This is a genomic window from Klebsiella sp. GG_Kp146, assembly GCF_040061975.1.
GTDB lineage: Bacteria > Pseudomonadota > Gammaproteobacteria > Enterobacterales > Enterobacteriaceae > Klebsiella > Klebsiella quasipneumoniae.
This window is the reverse complement of record NZ_JBEAHA010000029.1, coordinates 1-19,989: the sequence shown is the minus strand read 5'-3', so window position 1 is coordinate 19,989 and position 19,989 is coordinate 1. Positions and strand designations below refer to the sequence as shown.

Here is a 19,989-nt window from a genome sequence, read left to right as displayed (position 1 = left end):
GGCCTTCCGGGAACGTCTCAGCGATTTTGAGGCCGTCAGCACCGGCAGTTTCAGTCGCGCAAGTGGGTAAATCAACGACAGGTCGCACGATCCGTAGGCCGGGTAAGGCGCAGCCGCCACCCGGCAAAATGGCGGTGCAACAGGGTTGCCAGGGAGGTAATGAACGCGTGCCCGGCGGCGCTGCGCTTGCGCGGGCCTACCGTATCTGAGCTTACGGGTTACATCCGTAGGCCGGGTAAGGCGCAGCCGCCACCCGGCAAACTAACGGCAAAACAGGGCTGCCTGGAAGGTCATTCACTCACCAGCTGTTTGAGCAGCGCGAAGGCGTCTTTCATCTTGTCTTCGCTGACCACAAAGGCGCGCAGTTGATTCGCCGCATCCAGCCCTTTTGCCACCAGCCCCTCTTTGGCGGCTACGATGTTCCATGTCAGATCCTCGCGGCGGGTGTCGCCGGCCAGATGCAGCGGCAGATCCGGGGTCTTCACCTTCACCAGCATTGGCGGCAGCTTGAGTTCGCCTGCCTGCGCCAGCAGGTTTTTACTCAGGCACATGGCGCTGAGCAAAATCGGCTGCAGGAACGGCAGTACCGTACCGTTGATTTCCGCACAGTCGCCGAGGGCGTAAATCGCCGGGTCGCTGGTTTGCAGCTGGCTATTGACCACCACCCCGCGGTTAATCTGCAGTCCGGCGTGGCGCGCCAGCGAGGTTTCCGGGCGCAGGCCGGCGGCGGCCACCACCGCATCGACGGTTATCGCGCGCTGGCGGTCGAGACTGACGCGGATGCCGTCGGCGGTGTGTTCAAGCCCTTCCAGCTGCGTTTTTAACATCAGATGGACGCCCATCCCGGTGAGGCGATGCTGCAGACGGCTGCTGACCTCCGGCGGCATCAGCGCCGCCAGCACGCTGGCGGCATTATCGACCACCGTTACCGCTTTACCGGCGCGACAGAAATCCATCGCCAGCTCGCAGCCAAGCAGGCCGCCGCCGACGATCAGCACCCGCCTGGCGTCGCGGAGCTGGCTCTGCGCCGCGCCATATTCGCGCTGGCTGTTCAGCGTTAGCATCAGCTCGCGGCCCGGCACCGGCGGGATAAACGGCGTGGCGCCGGTGGCCAGCACCAGTTTGTCGTAGCGCCACTGCTTATCCAGGCTTTTCACCCGATGGTTTTCAGCGTCGATATCGCTCACCCAGGTATGGGGAAACAAGCGCAGGTGGTACTGTTCGGCGAACTCGCCGGCGCTTTGCAGAGTCAGATCGTCGGCGTGCTGTCCGCGGCTGATGACGTGGCTGAGATCGGGCTTGTTATACTCATCCATGCTGTCGGCGGCGATGAGGGTCAGCGGGATCTCGGCATCCTGCTTACGAATATTTTTCACCAGCTGGCGGGCCGCGAAGCCCGAGCCGATGATGACGATGCCATCACTCATTTTGCCTCCGTTGCCAGAACATCAAACACATCTTTACCCAGCGAACATTCAGGGCAGAGGAAGTTATCCGGCACGTCGCTCCACGGCGTACCCGGCTGCACATCCTGGTTAGGTTCGCCCTTCGCCGGGTCATACACCCACTGGCAGACGCTGCACTGCATCATGGGACCGAGATCGGCGGCCGCGGCGGCGGCACAGGCGCACTCCTGTTGTTCCGGCGTGACTGTCGCTTCAGCAACCGGCAGTGGAGCGAGCGCCCACTGGCGGGCGATGTCGCGCCCATGTTGGCGGCACAGTTCGAGCGCGTCGATATCCGGCCGCCATTTGGCCTTCAGACTCAGGGACATTTCAAACCCGGCATCCTGCAGGCGGGTGGACAGACGGTCTACCGCGCCGCCGCTCCAGCCGTGGGAGCCAAAGGCGCTGGCGCGTTTGTTGCGAAAACGCAGCCCGGTCATCTCTTCCACCAGCCCGGCAATTTTCGGCATCATGACGTTGTTCATGGTGGAGGTGCCCACCAGCACGCCTTTTGAACGGAAAACGTTGGTCAGAATGTCGTTTTTGTCGCTGCGGGCGACGTTAAAGATTTTCACCGCCACCCGTGGGTCGACCTCGGTGATCCCCTGGGCAATGGCGTCCGCCATCATGCGGGTGTTGTTGGACATGGTGTCGTAGAAAATCGTGATGCGATCTTCCTGATAATCCGCCGCCCATTCGAGGTATTTCTCGACGATTTGCGTCGGGTTATCGCGCCAGACCACGCCGTGGGAGGTGGCAATCATCGCTACCGGCAGGTTGAAGCCGAGAATTTCGTTAATTTTCGGCGTCACCAGGCGGCTGAAGGGCGTCAGGATGTTGGCGTAGTAGCGCTGGCACTGTTCGTACAGTTCAGTCTGGTCCACTTCATCGTTGAACAGATGTTCGTCGCAGTAGTGCTGGCCGAAGGCGTCATTGCTGAACAGCACCGCGTCGCCGGTCAGGTAAGTCATCATGCTGTCCGGCCAGTGCAGCATTGGCGTTTCCACGAAGATCAGCTGTTTACCGTTGCCGATATCGAGGGTGTCGCCCGTTTTCACCACGTGGAAGTTCCACTCCGGATGGTGGTGATGGCCGTTGATGGAGTCGATGGCGTTGGCGGTGCAGTAGATCGGCGTATCCGGGATCTGCATCATCAGCTCAGTCAACGCGCCGGCGTGGTCCTCTTCGGCGTGGTTAATAACGATGTAGTCGAGGTCGGCGAGGTCGATTTCGCGGCGCAGATTCTGCACGAACTCGCGGCTGAATTTATGATCGACGGTATCGATCAGCACGTTTTTCTCTTCGCGGATGAGATAGCTGTTATAGCTGCTGCCGCGCAGCGTTTTATATTCGGTGCCGTGGAAATCACGCACTTCCCAGTCACGTTGGCCAACCCAAAGAATGTTATTTTTCACCACAATAGACATAGCAACCTCAATTAATACAGTGTGTTCAAAGTCAGTTGATTGATGTATTACAAGTTGCGTGCCAGTTTTTTAACTTATTGAATAAAATCATTTTTTAAATTTTCATGATTTTAGTTGCTGTCAAAATGACAATGATTAAAATAGTCGATATGACTATATTGGCTGTCAAAATGACAATGGAGCGGTGATGAGTTTTTCCGTCGAGGCGCTGGCGAAAATCGCCATTGATTTACAAAGCGATATCGGCCACGTCGACCGCTTTTCGCGCCTGATCGCCACCCTGCGGCAGATCCTTGGCTGCGACGCCTCGGCGCTGCTGCGCTATGAGGCCCATCAGTTTGTGCCGCTGGCGATCGATGGTCTGGCGCAGGATGTGCTTGGCCGGCGCTTTGCACTGGATGGGCATCCGCGGCTGGAGGCGATCGCCCGCGCCGGCGATGTGGTGCGCTTCCCGGCGGACAGCGACCTGCCGGACCCCTATGACGGCCTGATCCCCGGCCAGGAGAGCCTCAAGGTTCACGCCTGCGTGGGGTTGCCGCTGTTTGCCGGGCAAACGCTGATCGGCGCGCTGACTCTTGACGGCATGGATGCCGACCGCTTCGACAGCTTCAGCGATGAAGAGCTGCGACTGATTGCCGCGCTGGTGGCCGGGGCGCTGAATAACGCGCTGCTTATCGCCCGCCTTGAAGCGCAAAACGTCCTGCCCGCGCAGGTGGTGAATTACCCGCAGCCGGAGCGTCAGGAGATCATCGGCCTGTCGGCGCCGATGCTGCAGCTGAAAAAAGAGATCGAGATTGTCGCCGCCTCGGATTTGAACGTGCTGATCAGCGGCGAAACGGGGACCGGTAAGGAGCTGGTGGCGAAGGCGGTGCATCAGGGATCGCCGCGTGCGGCTAACCCGCTGGTGTACCTCAACTGCGCGGCGCTGCCGGAGAGCGTGGCGGAGAGCGAGCTGTTCGGTCACGTGAAAGGGGCGTTTACCGGGGCTATCAGCAATCGCAGCGGCAAATTTGAGATGGCCGATAACGGCACGCTGTTCCTCGACGAAATCGGCGAGCTGTCGCTGGCGCTGCAGGCGAAGCTGCTGCGCGTCCTGCAGTATGGCGATATTCAGCGTGTCGGCGATGACCGCAGCCTGCGGGTCGATGTGCGGGTGCTGGCGGCCACCAACCGCGATCTGCGCCAGGAGGTGGTGGAAGGGCGCTTTCGCGCCGACCTCTATCACCGGCTGAGCGTCTTCCCGCTGTCGGTTCCGGCGCTGCGCGAGCGGGAAAATGACGTGGTGCTGCTGGCTGGCTATTTTTGCGAGCAGTGCCGCCTGCGGATGGGGCTGGCGCGGGTAATTTTAAGTGAGGCAACGCGAAACAGGCTGCAGCAGTGGTCGTGGCCGGGCAACGTGCGCGAACTGGAGCATGCCATTCACCGCGCGGTGGTGCTGGCGCGGGCTACTCAGGCTGGCGATGACGTAGTACTGGAGCCGCAGCATTTCGAGTTTACGGCGACTGCGCCGACGTTGCCGACCGAGGCGGCGGCAGCGGCGCCGGCAATGGGCAACGTGAATCTGCGCGAAGCCACGGATAATTTCCAGCGCGAGGCGATTGCCCGCGCGCTGGCGGCACATCAGGGCAACTGGGCGGCGACCGCCCGCGCGCTGGAACTCGACGTCGCCAACCTGCACCGGCTGGCGAAACGTCTGGGGCTTAAAGGATCCCGGCCTGGTAAAAGTTCTGCAGGTTGATGGCGCCGACCAGTTGGCCGTTTTCATCGACTACCGGCGCGGCGCTGATTTTGTGCTTCATCAGCCGCTCTTTGGCTTCCACCGCGCGGCTCTCCGCCTGTAGCGTCACGCCGTTGCGGGTCATCGCCTGCGCGACGCCGTCGTTTAAGGTGCCGCCGCCCACCAGCCAGCGGCGCAGGTCGCCGTCGGTGAAGACCCCCTGCACGCGGTTGGCCTCATCGCAGACCGCCACCAGGCCGAGCCCTGTGCGGCTTAGCTCGAGCATTGCGTTCATGACGTTGGCGTCCGTGCCGACGCGCGGCACTTCGTCGTCGCGGCGCATCAGGTGATGCACTTTGTTCAGCAGACGCGCGCCAAGCGCCCCTGCCGGGTGGGAGCGGGCAAAATCCTCTTCATTGAAGCCGCGGGCCTGCATGACCGCCATCGCCAGCGCATCGCCAAGCATCAGGGTGTTGACGGTGCTGGAGGTCGGCGCCAGGTGCATCGGACAGGCCTCTCGCTCGACGGCGATATCCAGCACCGCTTTCGCCGCCAGCGCCAGCGGCGAGGTGGATTTGCCGGTCATCGCCAGCAGCGGGATACCTTTTTCCTCCAGCCGCGGCACGATCAGATCCAGCTCTTTCGCGCTGCCGGAGTAGGAGATAAACAGCATCACGTCGCGGCCGTCGAGCATGCCAAGATCGCCGTGCAGGGCTTCCGCCGGATGGACAAAAAAGGCCGGGGTGCCGGTGCTGGCGAAGGTCGCCGCCAGCTTTTTGCCGATATGACCGGATTTACCGATACCGGAGACAATCAGTTTGCCCTCGCAGTGGATGATGGTTTCCGCCGCGCGGATGAAGTCGTCGCCCAGGCGTTCCGGCAGGCGGCTCGCCTCCTGTAGCTCCAGCATCAGGGTCTGGCGTCCGGCCTCTAACAAAAAGTTACTCATGATGTTCTCCAGTAATGATGACTTCTATGCCTTTGGCTTCCAGCGCCCGCTGGAATGCAGGGTCAATATCGGCATCGGTAATCAATTTATCCACGCGCTCCAGGCCGCAGACGATATTGGGACTTTTACGGCCAAACTTTGACGAGTCGGCCATCAGGATCACTTCGCGGGCGGCGTTACACATCGCCTTGCTGACGGTATACACCTCATTGAAGGTGGTGACGCCGGCGTTCAGATCGATGCCGTCGGTGCCCATAAACAGCTTGTCGAAACTGAACTGTTCGAAAGCGTTTTCCGCCAGCTGGCCGTGAAAGGAGGCCGATTTTTTGCGGAAGGTGCCGCCGGGCATCAGGATAGTCTGTTCATTATCCAGTTCGGCCAGAGCGTTGACGATATGCAGGCTGTTGGTCATCACCGTGATGTTATTGAAGCGGCTGAGCAGTGGGACCATCTGCAGCACCGTGCTGCCGGCATCGAGGATGAGGGAGTCGCCATCATGAATAAAGCGCACCGCCGCTTCGGCGATGCGCGCTTTCTTATGGGTGTTGATCAGCGTTTTATGATCGATCGGCGGATCGGCTTCATCTTTGTTGAGTACCACGCCACCGTAGGTGCGAATGACGGTGCCGGCGTTTTCCAGCGTGACCAGATCCTTGCGGATGGTGGTGCCGGTAGTATCGAAGTGTTGCGCCAGCTCTTCGACCGAGCATTTTCCCTGCGACTGCAGGAACTCGAGAATGGCTGCCTGGCGCTGACGTGGTTTCATAGGCGTCTATCCTGCGTTTAAGTTTCGAAGTGATAATTTCGCAAGATATTTACTTTTACAACGAAATTATCCATGTTTCGGATTAAGCGCTAATGATAGTGCATTCTGACAGCGCGGATCATGGGGAAAGATCACATCAGGCTGCAATTCCCCGATATGTTTGCCATCCAGCGCGGGGATTTTTTGCGGTCGGGCGAAAATGGTGAAGCCTTTCATCAGCAGCGTGTCGCAAATGCGGTTCTCATCATCAACGGCGATGGCGACGATGGCGCGCGGTTGAAAGCGCCCGGCGGAGCGGCCGACCCCCACCCGACCCTGCTGGCACAGGCTGTCGAAGGCGCGATTGAAGCGGCGGATCTGCCAGCCGCCGAAGGCCAGTTGGGTAAGCCAGGCGATGGCGGCGACGGTGATGAGTGCGGTAACCATAGGTGTCTCCTTAAGGGGGCCGGGAACAACCCGGGTCGCGGCGCGAGCGCCTAACCCGAGCGACCCGCGGTGCCGTATTTTTGTCGGGTGGCGGCTAACGCCTTACCCGACCTACCGTTTTGTAGCCCGGATAAGCGCGGCGCCATCCGGGATCCCTTTAAAACATCACCTGGCCGCCGGTAACGTTGATCGACTGACCGGTGCAGTACGACGCCTGCGGGCTGGCGTAAAACATCAGGACGTTCAGCACATCCTGATATTCGCAACCGCGCTTCAGGGGCACCTTGTCGATGTAGTACTGCTCGACCTCGCTCTCATCGATACCGAGCTTGGTGGCGTACTGCGGCAGCAGCGACTGGAACATCGGCGACTTCAGCAGATTGCCGAGCATCAGTGAGTGTACGGTAATGCCGTACTCCGCCAAATCCAGCGCCAGCGACTGGGTCAGGCCGACGCCGCCGAACTTCGCCGCGCTGTAGCCGGAGTTGTGCTTGCTGCCCACTTTGCCGGATTTCGAGTTGATCTGAATGATGCGTCCCTTAATGCCGTCGCGGATCATCAGCCGGGAAAACTCGCGGGCGCAGAGGAAGTAGCCCACCAGATTGACCTGCAGCGAGCGGTCGAAATCCCCCAGCGCAAAGTCGCTAATAAACGCCGCTTTAGCGATGCCGGCGCTGTACACCAGCAGGTCGACACGCGAGAAAATCTCATCCACTCCGTGGGCCAGCGCGGTGACGCTGGCCTCGCTGGTGGCGTCGGCGCCGAAGCCATACGCCATACCTTCGCCATATTCAGCGTTAATCTCCTGGGCGACGCGGCTGGCTTTTTCGCTCTGAATATCGACCACCGCCACGCGGTAGCCCTCGGCGGCCAGCCCGCGGCACAGAAACTCTCCTAAGGTTTGTCCACCGCCAATGACAACAGCAACCTGATTCATCTTTCTCTCCTGTTAAGCAACAAATTTCAGTACGCAGCCGGGCGCGATGGCGTCCGGCACCGGGCCCGCCACATGGACGGTACCCGGGAACTCCGCTTCACGATGGCCGTCAAAGCGCAGGGTGATGTGGCCCAGCTCGCGCAGGTTTTGTTCGGCGACCTCGCCGACGGCGGTCACCGGGTAGCGCAGCTCGCCAAGCTGCAGCTCTGCGCCCGGCTGCAGCGCGCCGGCAAGCTCGCCGTGGTTGTGAATAAAGCAGTACGCTTCGATATCGGCAGGGGCGCCTTCGCGGAAGGTGATCAGCATCTGCTCTTCCAGCGCCATCGTCGCGCAGGCGCCGATGTGCGTAATGGTGGTCTGGTAAATCACGGTCATCTTCTGGCCCCTCTTACTGGTAAATAAATCCGGAAACGAACCACGCGATCAGCACCGTTGGCGCGCCGGTCAAAAAGCGGCTGACCAGCACCGACGGCACGCCGACGCGCACGGTATCCTGGCGGGCTTCAGCCAGCGACAGGCCTACCGGGATAAAATCGCAGGCGGCCTGGGCGTTAATGGCGAACAGCGCCGGCAGGGCGAGGTGCGGGGGAATATTGCCGAGGCCGATCTGCACGCCGATCAGTACGCCAATCACCTGGGCGATAACCGCGCCGGGGCCGAGAAATGGCGACAGCAGCGGGAAGGAGCAGATCAGCGCCAGGGTCACCAGACCCAGCGGATGGCTGGCCAGCGGCGCCAGGCCATGGGCGATCCAGTCGCCGATGCCGGAGGCCATGATGATGCCGATCAGCGCCGAGACGAAGGCCATAAACGGCAGGATGGTCTTCAGCACCGTATCGATGGTGTCGCGCCCGGCCTGGAACAGCACCGCCACCACCGAGCCCATCCCCATCCCGACCTTCGCCAGCAGGCCATCGCTCTGTTCAGTGATCTTTTTGCTGGCGTCGTAATCGCGACCCGCGCGGTTGTTCTCCGCCGGCGGCTCGGGAGCTACCGCGCTGTCGGTCGCGATGCGCTGAATGTTCTCCTCTTTGACGCCGGAGACGTAGATATCTTCTGTGATGTACTGGGCCAGCGGCCCCGATTTGCCGGTGGCATGGATATTCACCGTCGGGATGCGACGCTTGGGGTAGAGCCCGCAGCGCAGGGTGCCTCCGCAGTCGATAATCGCCACGCCGATGTCGCTTTCCGCCGGTTCGCCCTCTTTAAAACCGTCCACCGCCTGCCAGCCGGTCAGGCTGGCGATGCGGTCAACGATCGCCGGGCGGGTGCCGGCGGTGATATAGACGATCTTTTTGCCCTCGACGACGTCGAGCTCAAGGGGGCCGCCCCAGCCGCCGGTACCTTTCTCAATACGAATCCGGGTCATGATGTCGCTCCTGACAGATGCACTTTCTGAGCCAGCTGAATCGCCATTTTTCGTTCGAAAATCGAGGTGGTCAGGTCGGTGACCCAGCCGCGGAAGAAGTTGGTCACCAGCCCGACCAGCAGATAGCTCACCGCCAGCGGCCCAAGCGGCAGGCCGAGGGTGGTGAGGCCGTTGGCGATGCCGAGATAGACGAACAGCTCGCCGGGGTTGATATGCGGAAACAGGCCGTTCATCGAGTGGCAGCTGTAGGACGCCGCCGCGTAATAGCTGGGCTTGTACTTCTCTGGCATAAAGCGGCCCAGGCTCAGGGTCATCGGGTTACAAAACACAAAGGTGCCGATGCAGGGCAACAGCAGGTAGCGGGAGATCGGGTTCCCGGCGCAGCGCTGCGCCAGTTTTTCGATCCGCTGCTGTCCGATAAAGTTGATCAGCGCGTTCATGATCACCAGCAGACTGATCAGCAAGGGGAGGATCCCGGTCACCATTCCGGTAAATACCTCGCCGCCTTTCTGAAACAGGCCGATAAACCACTCTGCGCCGTGGGTCACGACGTCAATCATTGTTCTCTCCTTCAGCATGTTATTTTTCTTGCTAACTGCAGGCTGATTTTAATCACTTTGAAAGGTTTTAAAGTGTTAAATAGATCGCAAAATGAAAGATAAATATTTTATTTCGAAAGATTGGCGTTGAGAGGATGAAATCACGAGGCGCATGACAGCATCCAGGAAGGGGGGCGGTGAAGGACTATTTTGTCTACAAACAGATTGTCGCTTTCTTGTTGGTCGTCGCATGCTTTACCATAATTATCCCTTGCTGAATTTGTTAAACGGAATTCCCATGTTGAAGCGTCGCTCTCTGGCTGTACTTCCCCTTTGTGTGCTCCTCGCTGCCTGCAGCAGCAAACCCAAGACTCCCGCGGAAACGGAGATGGCGAGTGGAACCGGCGGCTTTTTGCTGGAACCGCAGCATAACGTGATGCAGATGGGCGGCGACTTCGCCAACAACCCGGCAGCGGCGCGGTTCATCGATAAGATGGTGGCGAAGCACGGCTTCGACAGGCAGCAGCTGCAGGAGATCCTGTCGCAGGCGAAGCGTCTGGACTACGTTCTGCGGCTGATGGATCGTCAGGCGCCGACCGGCCTGCCGCCGACCGGGCCGACCGGCGCCTGGCTGCGCTACAAGAAACAGTTTATTACCCCGGATAACGTGCAGAACGGCGTGGTGTTCTGGAATCAGTATCAGGACGCGCTCAACCGCGCTTATCAGGTCTACGGCGTACCGCCGGAAATCATTGTCGGCATTATCGGCGTGGAGACCCGTTGGGGCCGGGTGATGGGCAAAACCCGCATCCTCGACGCGCTGGCGACCCTGTCGTTTAACTATCCGCGCCGTGCTGAATACTTCTCCTCCGAGCTGGAAACCTTCCTGCTGATGGCGCGCAGCGAAAGCGACGACCCGCTGGATCTGAAAGGCTCTTTCGCCGGGGCGATGGGTTATGGCCAGTTTATGCCGTCCTCCTATAAGCAATACGCGGTGGACTTTAACGGCGACGGCCATATCAACCTGTGGGACCCGGTGGATGCGATCGGCAGCGTGGCCAACTACTTCAAACAGCACGGCTGGGTGAGCGGCGATCTGGTGGCAGTGCAGGCGCTGGGCCAGGCGCCGGGGCTGGAGAATGGTTTCAAAACCAAATACAGCGTTTCGCAGCTGTCGGCGGCAGGATTAACCCCGACCCAGCCGCTGGGCAACCATCAGCAGGCCAGCCTGCTGCGCCTGGACGTCGGCACCGGCTATGAGTACTGGTACGGGTTGCCGAACTTCTACACCATCACCCGCTACAACCACAGCACCCACTACGCCATGGCCGTCTGGCAGCTTGGCCTGGCGGTTTCTCAGGCCCGCGGCGGTTATTAATACTGTCATCCGGCTGACCGATCCCGAGCCTCCCCGGATAGCGGCGCGTAGCGCCTTATCCGGGCGACGGTCTGTTATCCGGTTGGCAGCCCCGGTAAGCGCAGCGCGACCGGGGGACTTCTCGCTTATCCTCCTGCTTTTTCCCGTTTGCCTGCCGCTTGTCGACCTTTGTTACATTTCCGCTCCCGACGCTGATTTACAATCTTATTCCGCCTCTGTATTGTTATGTTATAACATTCAATAGAGGTGGGATATGTTCACATCGGTTTTTATGGCATCCGGCGCGGCGCGCCTGGCCATCGCGGGAACGCTGCTGGCGGCGCTATGGCTGGCGACCTGGTGGGCGGTGACGCTACCATGATTGAACTGGAACAACTGGTAACCGGCTATGGCGGGGTGGCGATCACCCCTCCGCTGAGCGGGATGATATGCCCCGGCAGCCTGACGGCAATCGTTGGCCTCAATGGCTGCGGAAAATCGACCCTGCTGAAAACCCTCGCCGGGTTTCTTCCGCCGGTCAGTGGCTGTCTGCGCTGGCAGGGAAAGCGGCCGGTGATTGGCTGGCTGGCGCAGCGCCATGCCCTCGAGTCGCAGTTTCCTCTCAACGTGCAGGATGTGGTGAGCCAGGGCGCATGGCCCGGCGTGTCGCTGCTGCGCGGTCTGGGCGGCGATACCCGGCGACGCATCGGCGCGGCGCTGGAGCGGGTCGGGCTGGCGAGCCTGGCGAAAACCCCGATCGAAGCGCTCTCCGGCGGTCAGTTTCAGCGCATGCTGTTTGCCCGGGTGCTGGTGCAGCAGGCGCCGCTGGTGATGCTCGACGAGCCCTTCACCGGCATTGATGAAGCGACCAGTCGCGAACTGATGGATTTGATCCTCGACATGCACCGGCAGGGGCAGACCATCCTGGCGGTGCTGCATGATAACCAGCGGGTAGCCGACTTTTTCCCGGAGACGCTGCTGCTGACCCCCCGGCGCGCCTGCTGGGGCGCCACCCGGGCGGTTCTCCCGGCCTTCAGCCAGGCGAGGTCGGCATGATCTGGCACACCTTCTTTCAGCCTTTTATTGAATTCGGCTTTATGCGCCGGGCGCTGGTGGTCTGTCTGGCGCTGTCGCTAAGCACCACCATGCTGGGCGTCTTCCTGCTGCTGCGGCGCATGAGCCTGATGGGCGACGCGCTGTCGCACGCCATTCTCCCCGGCGTGGCGGTGGGCTATCTGCTGAGCGGCATGTCGTTGCTGGCCATGACCCTTGGCGGCTTTGTCGCCGGCATCGCGGTCGCGCTGGTCGCGGGATGGGTGAGCCGGCGGACGCCGTTAAAAGAGGACGCCAGCTTTGCCGGATTTTATCTGGGATCGCTGGCGCTGGGCGTCACCCTGGTGTCGCTGCGCGGCTCCAGCGTCGACCTGCTGCATCTGCTGTTTGGCTCCATTCTGGCGGTGGACCGTGACGCGGCGCTGTTTGTCAGCGGCGTCGCCAGCCTGACGCTGCTGTGCATCGCGCTGTGCTACCGCGGTCTGGTCAGCGAGGCGTTCGACAGCGCCTGGCTGCAGGTGAATCACCGCCGGCTGCCGGCGCTGCTGCATGGGCTTTTTCTGGCGCTGCTGGTGCTTAACCTGGTGGCGGGATTTCAGGTGCTCGGCACGCTGATGGCGGTAGGGGGGATGATGCTGCCGGCGGTCGCCGCGCGCTGCTGGGCGCGAACGCTGCCGGGCATCCTGCTGCTGGCGGCGCTCTCCGGCGCGCTCTGCGCCTGGCTGGGTTTAAGTCTCTCCTGGGCGGCCAGTCTTCCCGCCGGGCCCGCCATCGTGCTGACCGCCAGCGCGCTGTTTTTTATTTCGCTGTTTTTTGGCACGCGCAGCCGGCTACTGGTCGGCTGGCGGAAATTGATGGGGTAAGGAAATGATGAAACGTAGTGCAATAGTGGTCGCGCTGGCCTTCGGCCTGATGGCGCAGGGGGCGATGGCGAAAACGCTGAATGTGGTAAGCAGTTTTTCGGTGCTGGGTGATATGGTGCAGCAGGTCGGCGGGGAGCATGTTCATGTGGACACCCTGGTCGGCCCGGATGGCGATCCGCACACCTTCGAGCCGTCGCCGAAGGACAGCGCGCTGCTCAGCAAGGCCGACGTGGTGGTGGTTAACGGTCTGGGACTGGAAGGGTGGCTGGATCGCCTGATTAAGGCCTCTGGTTTTAAGGGCGAGCTGGTGGTGGCGTCGAAGGGCGTCAAGACCCATACCCTCGATGAAGATGGCAAAACGGTGACCGATCCCCACGCCTGGAACAGCGCGGCGAACGGCGCGTTGTATGCGCAGAATATCCTCGATGGACTGGTGAAAGCCGACCCGGAAGATCAAGCGGCGCTGACGAACAGCGGCAAGCGTTATATCGAGCAACTGACGGCCCTCGACGGCTGGGCGAAAGGGCAGTTCAGCGCCATTCCGCAGGCAAAGCGCAAAGTTCTCACCAGCCATGATGCCTTCGGCTATTTTGGCCGCGCTTATCACGTGACCTTCCTCGCGCCGCAGGGGCTCTCTTCAGAGAGCGAGGCCAGCGCGGCGCAGGTGGCGGCGCTGATTAAGCAAATCAACGCGGACGGCGTCCATACCTGGTTTATGGAGAACCAGCTTGACCCGCGACTGGTGAAGCAGATCGCCAGCGCCACCGGCGCGCAGCCCGGCGGAGAACTCTATCCTGAGGCGCTCTCCGCCCCGGGTGGCGTCGCGGATAGCTATGTCAAAATGATGCGTCATAACGTGGCGCTGATCGCCGCCAGTATGAAGTAATCGTGCAATTTCTCATCCCGGCGCTGCCGGGATGATTCATTTTGGATGTCCCCTCGTAAATTCCACACCTCGTCCCCATATCTCTTTGGAAAGTGCTATCTTTGATGGCCTCTTTATCCGGAGCAAAGCGGGGCGATAATGACCGATTCAGAATTAATGCAGCTAAGCGAGAAGGTCGGCCGGGCGCTGAAGGCGCAGGGCGCGACGGTGACCACGGCGGAATCCTGCACCGGCGGCTGGATAGCGAAAGCCATCACCGATATTGCCGGCAGCTCAGCGTGGTTTGAACGCGGTTTTGTGACCTACAGCAACGAGGCCAAATCGCAAATGATCGGCGTCAGCGAAGCGACGCTGCGGGACAACGGCGCGGTGAGCGAACCGGTGGTGGTGGAGATGGCGATCGGCGCGTTGCGCGCCGCGCGCGCGGACTATGCTATCTCGGTTAGCGGCGTCGCCGGGCCGGATGGCGGTAGCGACGAAAAGCCGGTCGGGACGGTGTGGTTTGGCGTCGCCAGCGTCAGCGGGCAAGGGGTGACGCGGCGGGAATGCTTTGCCGGAGACCGCGAAGCGGTGCGTCGTCAGGCGACGGCCTACGCGCTCAATCTGCTCTGGCAACAATTTCTACAAAAGACTTGATACTGTATGACTATACAGTATAATTGCCTCAACTGAACAAATATTAACGGCGAAGCGAACAGGCTTCACCCTGCATGATTAGGAGTAACAATGGCGATCGACGAAAACAAACAGAAAGCGTTGGCGGCTGCACTGGGCCAGATCGAAAAGCAATTCGGTAAAGGCTCCATCATGCGCCTGGGTGAAGACCGTTCTATGGACGTAGAAACCATCTCCACCGGCTCGCTTTCTCTGGATATCGCGCTGGGCGCCGGCGGTCTGCCAATGGGCCGTATCGTCGAGATCTACGGGCCGGAATCCTCCGGTAAAACCACCCTGACGCTGCAGGTTATCGCCGCAGCGCAGCGCGAAGGTAAAACCTGTGCGTTCATCGATGCGGAACACGCGCTGGATCCGGTCTATGCGCGCAAACTGGGCGTGGATATCGACAACCTGCTGTGTTCTCAGCCGGATACCGGCGAGCAGGCGCTGGAAATCTGTGACGCGCTGGCGCGCTCCGGCGCGGTTGACGTTATCGTCGTCGACTCCGTCGCGGCGCTGACGCCGAAAGCGGAAATCGAAGGCGAAATCGGCGACTCTCACATGGGCCTCGCGGCGCGTATGATGAGCCAGGCGATGCGTAAACTGGCGGGTAACCTGAAGCAGTCCAACACGCTGCTGATCTTTATCAACCAGATCCGTATGAAAATCGGCGTGATGTTCGGTAACCCGGAAACTACCACCGGCGGTAACGCGCTGAAGTTCTATGCCTCCGTGCGTCTGGATATCCGTCGCATCGGCGCGGTGAAAGAGGGCGATAACGTCGTCGGCAGCGAAACCCGCGTCAAAGTAGTGAAGAACAAGATTGCGGCGCCGTTCAAACAGGCTGAATTCCAGATCCTCTACGGCGAAGGCATCAACTTCTTCGGCGAGCTGGTTGACCTCGGCGTGAAAGAGAAGCTGATTGAGAAAGCGGGCGCCTGGTACAGCTACAACGGCGACAAAATTGGTCAGGGTAAAGCGAACGCTATCACCTGGCTGAAAGAGAACCCGGCGGCGGCGAAAGAGATTGAGAAGAAAGTGCGCGAACTGCTGCTCAACAACCAGGACTCTACGCCGGACTTCGCCGTTGACGGCAACGACGCAGAAGAAACGGAACAAGATTTCTGATATCGTCTAACAGAGTGATAAAGGGCTGCTTATGCGGCCCTTTTGCTTTTCTTAGATTATTGAGGTGCCTGTGACTGAACCTTCATCACGCCGATCCGGCTATGCTCGTCTGCTGGACCGCGCTATCCGTATCCTGGCGATGCGCGACCACAGCGAACAGGAGCTGCGGCGCAAACTGGCCGCTCCGGTGATGAGCAAAAACGGCCCCGAGGCGCTGGACGTCACCCCTGAAGAGCTGGAGCAGGTGGTGGCCTGGTGTATCGAAAACCGCTATCTCGACGATAATCGTTTTGTCGGCCAGTTCATCGCCAGCCGGAGCCGCAAAGGCTATGGCCCCGCGCGCATTCGTCAGGAGCTCAGCCAGAAAGGCATTGCGCGCCAGGCCGTTGAACAGGCGATGCGCGAATGCGATATCGACTGGGTGAGCCTTGCCAGGGCGCAGGCGCAGCGTAAATACGGTGAACCGTTACCATCCGCCTTTACTGAAAAAGTGAAAATCCAGCGATTCCTGCTGTACCGTGGCTACCTGATGGAAGATATCCAGGAAATCTGGCGAAATTTTGCAGATTGACCCATCCGGGATTTTACTTCGCCGTAAAGAAAACTTATCTTATTCCCACTTTATTCCGTCGGGCCGCTGGTTGTGACAGTGCAGGCAGCGTCCTGGGCGATTATTCCTTTACACAAAATCATTCAAGCTGCATCAGGGCGGCAAGAGAGACTATCTTCCGCAGCGCACGTCAGTTCGGTGCCGGAAGAGCAAGCGCAGCCAGGACAGAGGCGACTTGAAGGATGACGTGTAGCTTGATTTCAGGATAATTATGAGCAAGAGCACCGCTGAGATCCGTCAGGCGTTTCTCGACTTTTTCCATAGCAAGGGACATCAGGTAGTTGCCAGCAGCTCCCTGGTGCCGCACAACGATCCGACCCTGCTGTTTACCAACGCAGGGATGAACCAGTTCAAGGATGTCTTCCTTGGTCTCGACAAACGTAATTATTCGCGTGCGACCACCGCACAGCGTTGCGTGCGTGCGGGTGGTAAACACAACGATCTGGAAAACGTCGGTTACACCGCGCGTCACCACACCTTCTTTGAAATGCTGGGCAACTTTAGCTTCGGCGACTACTTCAAGCAGGATGCCATCAAATACGCGTGGGAACTACTGACCGGTGAGAACTGGTTCGCGCTGCCGAAAGAGAAGCTGTGGGTCACCGTTTACGAGACCGATGACGAAGCATTCGACATCTGGGCCAATGAAGTAGGCGTCCCGCGCGAGCGAATCATCCGCATCGGCGACAACAAAGGCGCGCCGTTTGCTTCAGACAACTTCTGGCAGATGGGCGACACCGGTCCGTGCGGCCCGTGCACCGAAATCTTCTTTGACCACGGCGATCACATCTGGGGCGGCCCTCCGGGAAGCCCGGAAGAAGACGGCGACCGCTACATTGAGATCTGGAACATCGTCTTCATGCAGTTCAACCGTCAGGCTGACGGCACCATGGAGCCGCTGCCGAAGCCGTCCGTCGACACCGGTATGGGCCTGGAGCGTATTGCCGCGGTGCTGCAGCACGTTAACTCCAACTATGACATCGACCTGTTCCGCGATCTGATCGCCAGCGTGGCGAAAGTCACCGGCGCCACCGATCTGACGAACAAGTCGCTGCGCGTTATCGCCGACCACATTCGCTCCTGCGCCTTCCTGATCGCTGACGGCGTTATCCCGTCGAATGAAAACCGCGGCTACGTGCTGCGTCGCATCATTCGCCGCGCGATCCGTCACGGCAACATGCTGGGCGCGAAGGACACTTTCTTCTGGAAACTGGTTGCCCCGCTGATTGCCGTGATGGGCTCCGCCGGCGAAGAGCTGAAGCAGCAGCAGGCTCAGGTTGAGCAGGTGCTGAAAACCGAAGAAGAGCAGTTCGCCCGTACTCTGGAGCGCGGACTGGCGCTGCTGGATGAAGAGCTGTCGAAGCTGAAAGGCGACACCCTGGATGGCGAAACCGCCTTCCGTCTGTACGACACCTACGGCTTCCCGGTCGACCTGACCGCGGACGTCTGCCGCGAGCGCAACATCAAGGTTGACGAAGCCGGCTTTGAGGCCGCCATGGAAGAGCAGCGCCGTCGCGCGCGCGAGTCCAGCGGTTTCGGCGCTGACTATAACGCGATGATCCGCGTTGACGGCGCCTCTGAATTTAAAGGTTACGATCATCTGGAGCTGAACGGCAAAGTGACGGCGCTGTTCATCGATGGCAAAGCGGTGGATAGCGTCAGCGCGGGTCAGGAAGCGGTAGTGATCCTCGACCAGACCCCGTTCTATGCGGAGTCCGGCGGCCAGGTGGGCGATAAAGGCGAACTGAAAGGCACGGGCTTCTCCTTCGCGGTCAGCGACACGCAGAAGTACGGCCAGGCCATTGGTCATATCGGTAAAGTCGCCAGCGGCTCCCTGAAAGTGGGCGACGCGGTGCAGGCCGATGTGGACGAGGCTCGCCGTCAGCGTATCCGCCTGAACCACTCCGCGACGCACCTGATGCACGCGGCGCTGCGCCAGGTGCTCGGCACCCATGTGGCGCAGAAAGGCTCGCTGGTCAACGATAAAGCGCTGCGCTTTGACTTCTCGCATTTCGAAGCGATGAAGCCGGAAGAGATTCGTGCAGTGGAAGATCTGGTCAACGCGCAGATCCGTCGTAACCTGGCTATCGAAACCAACATTATGGATATCGATGCCGCGCGCGCATCCGGCGCCATGGCGCTGTTCGGCGAGAAATACGATGACCGCGTCCGCGTGCTGCAGATGGGCGACTTCTCCACTGAACTGTGCGGCGGGACTCACGCGGCGCGTACCGGTGATATCGGCCTGTTCCGCATCACGTCTGAGTCCGGTACCGCCGCTGGTGTGCGCCGTATCGAAGCGGTGACCGGTGAGGGCGCGATAGCCATGCTGCACGCGCAGAGCGATCAGCTCAGCGATATCGCACAGCTGCTGAAGGGCGACAGCCACAATCTCGGCGAGAAAGTTCGCGCCGCGCTGGAGCGTACCCGTCAGCTGGAAAAAGAGCTGCAGCAGCTGAAAGAGCAGGCTGCGGCGCAGGAGAGCGCAAACCTCTCCAGCAAAGCGGAAGAGATTAACGGCGTTAAGCTGCTGGTCAGCGAACTGGCCGGCGTGGAGCCGAAGATGCTGCGTACCATGGTTGACGACCTGAAGAACCAGCTGGGTTCGACGGTTGTGGTGTTGGCTACGGTCGCAGACGGTAAAGTTTCCCTGATTGCCGGTGTGTCTAAGGATGTGACAGATCGCGTGAAGGCTGGGGAGCTGGTTGGTATGGTCGCTCAGCAGGTGGGCGGTAAAGGGGGCGGTCGTCCGGATATGGCGCAGGCCGGTGGTACCGATGCGTCTGCTCTCCCTGCAGCGTTAGCCAGTGTGAAAGGCTGGGTCAGCGCAAAACTGTAATAACTATAAGCGCATATACCCTAAATAATTCGAGTTGCAGGAAGGCGGCGACGCAGCGAATCCCCAGGAGCTTACTCAAGTAAGTGACTGGGGGGAGCGAGGAAAGCCAACACACATGCAACCTGAAGTATGACGGGTATAGGTGCCGTAACCTCAGGGAAATGGCACCTTGCGCGAGAAACACCGATAACGATAAAGTCGGGTTGAAATTGTGTATATCGGCTAAACTTAGGTTTAACAGAATGTGATGCCATGACTGCTTATACCGCAAGGTATTTGTCATCGCTTACTTTTTGGCGTTATATGATGGATAATGCCGGGATACGAGAGACCCGACTCTTTTAATCTTTCAAGGAGCAAAGAATGCTGATTCTGACTCGTCGAGTTGGTGAGACCCTCATGATTGGAGATGAGGTCACTGTGACAGTTTTAGGGGTGAAGGGTAACCAGGTTCGTATTGGCGTAAACGCCCCTAAAGAAGTATCTGTTCACCGTGAAGAGATCTACCAGCGTATTCAGGCTGAAAAATCCCAGCAGTCCAGTTACTAAGGTTTCCGCGCCTCGCTGTTCAGTGAGGCGCATCACTTACCGCCGCTTTTTCTCTTTTTCTGTTTTTTCCCCTGCGCCATACCGCTTTTCATCACCCTTTGCTGCTTTGGTCGTTTAGCGTTATGCCTGCGTCAGGGCTGATTTCCTGTTGATAAATTGCCCTTTTTGCCGTTTTTGCACGCGAATTGCGTGCGAAGTGTGCAAACGAAAAAAGGTCTCGAAAAAGTGTTTGACTTATAAGTACCAGAAAGTAATATGTGCGCCATCGCAGCGACGAAGAGCAGAAACAAGTTCTTCGAAGCACTCGAAAGAGGCGTGTGTGGTGAGGTGGCCGAGAGGCTGAAGGCGCTCCCCTGCTAAGGGAGTATGCGGTCAAAAGCTGCATCCGGGGTTCGAATCCCCGCCTCACCGCCATTTTGCATCCGTAGCTCAGCTGGATAGAGTACTCGGCTACGAACCGAGCGGTCGGAGG

19 protein-coding genes and 1 tRNA gene are annotated in these 19,989 nt (G+C 59.7%); 11 read left to right on the top strand and 9 right to left on the bottom strand.

Features of this window, described 5'->3' with window-relative positions; genetic code table 11:
• Positions 1 to 290: 290 nt before the first annotated feature.
• Both norW and norV read right to left on the bottom strand, forming a co-directional pair.
• On the bottom strand, positions 291 to 1,427 hold the full coding sequence (norW, locus tag ABLU95_RS21190; RefSeq protein ID WP_348880371.1) for an NADH:flavorubredoxin reductase NorW: 1,137 nt from the start codon (positions 1,425 to 1,427) through the stop codon (positions 291 to 293).
• Positions 1,424 to 2,872: an anaerobic nitric oxide reductase flavorubredoxin gene (gene norV, locus ABLU95_RS21185; protein WP_023290776.1), complete on the bottom strand. Its 1,449-nt coding sequence runs from the start codon at positions 2,870 to 2,872 to the stop codon at positions 1,424 to 1,426. Before norV ends, norW begins: the two co-directional genes overlap by 4 nt.
• 187 nt (positions 2,873 to 3,059) lie before the next feature.
• Here norV and norR point away from each other — a divergent pair, with 187 nt between their 5' ends.
• Positions 3,060 to 4,610 carry a nitric oxide reductase transcriptional regulator NorR gene (gene norR / locus ABLU95_RS21180; protein WP_086076511.1) on the top strand — a complete coding sequence of 517 codons (1,551 nt, stop codon included), beginning with the start codon at positions 3,060 to 3,062 and terminating at the stop codon, positions 4,608 to 4,610.
• Here norR and gutQ read toward each other — a convergent pair.
• The 7 genes from gutQ to ABLU95_RS21145 all read right to left on the bottom strand — a co-directional run bounded on the left by gutQ (position 4,573) and on the right by ABLU95_RS21145 (position 9,596).
• The gene (gutQ, locus tag ABLU95_RS21175) at positions 4,573 to 5,538 is read right to left on the bottom strand and encodes an arabinose-5-phosphate isomerase GutQ (protein ID WP_032453823.1); all 966 of its coding nucleotides are present in this window, start codon (positions 5,536 to 5,538) and stop codon (positions 4,573 to 4,575) included. The genes norR and gutQ overlap by 38 nt on opposite strands.
• Positions 5,531 to 6,304, bottom strand: coding sequence for a DNA-binding transcriptional repressor (locus ABLU95_RS21170; RefSeq protein WP_004205671.1), 774 nt, complete (start codon positions 6,302 to 6,304; stop codon positions 5,531 to 5,533). The genes gutQ and ABLU95_RS21170 overlap by 8 nt, the downstream gene beginning before the upstream one ends.
• A gap of 66 nt (positions 6,305 to 6,370) precedes the next feature.
• Complete coding sequence (gutM, locus tag ABLU95_RS21165; RefSeq protein WP_218810641.1) at positions 6,371 to 6,730, bottom strand: transcriptional regulator GutM; 360 nt, start codon at positions 6,728 to 6,730, stop codon at positions 6,371 to 6,373.
• A gap of 157 nt (positions 6,731 to 6,887) precedes the next feature.
• Positions 6,888 to 7,667: a sorbitol-6-phosphate dehydrogenase gene (gene srlD, locus ABLU95_RS21160; protein WP_002914815.1), complete on the bottom strand. Its 780-nt coding sequence runs from the start codon at positions 7,665 to 7,667 to the stop codon at positions 6,888 to 6,890.
• Between the two features lie 12 nt (positions 7,668 to 7,679).
• Positions 7,680 to 8,042 (bottom strand): PTS glucitol/sorbitol transporter subunit IIA, encoded by a 363-nt coding sequence (srlB, locus tag ABLU95_RS21155; protein ID WP_050533591.1) that lies wholly within the window; start codon positions 8,040 to 8,042, stop codon positions 7,680 to 7,682.
• Between the two features lie 13 nt (positions 8,043 to 8,055).
• Positions 8,056 to 9,036: a PTS glucitol/sorbitol transporter subunit IIB gene (locus ABLU95_RS21150; RefSeq protein ID WP_032453820.1), complete on the bottom strand. Its 981-nt coding sequence runs from the start codon at positions 9,034 to 9,036 to the stop codon at positions 8,056 to 8,058.
• Positions 9,033 to 9,596, bottom strand: coding sequence for a PTS glucitol/sorbitol transporter subunit IIC (locus ABLU95_RS21145; RefSeq protein WP_004205677.1), 564 nt, complete (start codon positions 9,594 to 9,596; stop codon positions 9,033 to 9,035). The genes ABLU95_RS21150 and ABLU95_RS21145 overlap by 4 nt, the downstream gene beginning before the upstream one ends.
• A 277-nt stretch (positions 9,597 to 9,873) precedes the next feature.
• Between ABLU95_RS21145 and mltB the strand changes: the two genes are divergently transcribed.
• The 10 genes from mltB to ABLU95_RS21095 all read left to right on the top strand — a co-directional run bounded on the left by mltB (position 9,874) and on the right by ABLU95_RS21095 (position 19,931).
• Positions 9,874 to 10,953, top strand: a complete 1,080-nt coding sequence (gene mltB / locus ABLU95_RS21140; RefSeq protein WP_218810642.1) for a lytic murein transglycosylase B — start codon at positions 9,874 to 9,876, stop codon at positions 10,951 to 10,953.
• A 324-nt stretch (positions 10,954 to 11,277) separates the two neighbouring features.
• Positions 11,278 to 11,988, top strand: a complete 711-nt coding sequence (locus tag ABLU95_RS21135; RefSeq protein WP_074442673.1) for an ATP-binding cassette domain-containing protein — start codon at positions 11,278 to 11,280, stop codon at positions 11,986 to 11,988.
• Complete coding sequence (locus ABLU95_RS21130; protein ID WP_218810643.1) at positions 11,985 to 12,848, top strand: metal ABC transporter permease; 864 nt, start codon at positions 11,985 to 11,987, stop codon at positions 12,846 to 12,848. Before ABLU95_RS21135 ends, ABLU95_RS21130 begins: the two co-directional genes overlap by 4 nt.
• 7 nt (positions 12,849 to 12,855) lie before the next feature.
• Complete coding sequence (locus ABLU95_RS21125; RefSeq protein ID WP_032453816.1) at positions 12,856 to 13,734, top strand: metal ABC transporter substrate-binding protein; 879 nt, start codon at positions 12,856 to 12,858, stop codon at positions 13,732 to 13,734.
• A gap of 138 nt (positions 13,735 to 13,872) precedes the next feature.
• Complete coding sequence (pncC, locus tag ABLU95_RS21120; RefSeq protein WP_032453814.1) at positions 13,873 to 14,370, top strand: nicotinamide-nucleotide amidase; 498 nt, start codon at positions 13,873 to 13,875, stop codon at positions 14,368 to 14,370.
• Between the two features lie 90 nt (positions 14,371 to 14,460).
• Complete coding sequence (gene recA / locus ABLU95_RS21115; RefSeq protein ID WP_004205686.1) at positions 14,461 to 15,519, top strand: recombinase RecA; 1,059 nt, start codon at positions 14,461 to 14,463, stop codon at positions 15,517 to 15,519.
• Between the two features lie 70 nt (positions 15,520 to 15,589).
• Positions 15,590 to 16,090, top strand: a complete 501-nt coding sequence (gene recX, locus ABLU95_RS21110) for a recombination regulator RecX (RefSeq protein WP_023290764.1) — start codon at positions 15,590 to 15,592, stop codon at positions 16,088 to 16,090.
• A 250-nt stretch (positions 16,091 to 16,340) separates the two neighbouring features.
• A complete protein-coding gene (alaS, locus tag ABLU95_RS21105) occupies positions 16,341 to 18,968 on the top strand; it encodes an alanine--tRNA ligase (RefSeq protein WP_348880370.1) in 2,628 nt (875 codons plus the stop codon).
• A 363-nt stretch (positions 18,969 to 19,331) separates the two neighbouring features.
• A complete protein-coding gene (gene csrA, locus ABLU95_RS21100) occupies positions 19,332 to 19,517 on the top strand; it encodes a carbon storage regulator CsrA (RefSeq protein ID WP_000906486.1) in 186 nt (61 codons plus the stop codon).
• Between the two features lie 321 nt (positions 19,518 to 19,838).
• Positions 19,839 to 19,931: transfer RNA gene (locus ABLU95_RS21095), tRNA-Ser, on the top strand.
• Positions 19,932 to 19,989 lie beyond the last annotated feature (58 nt).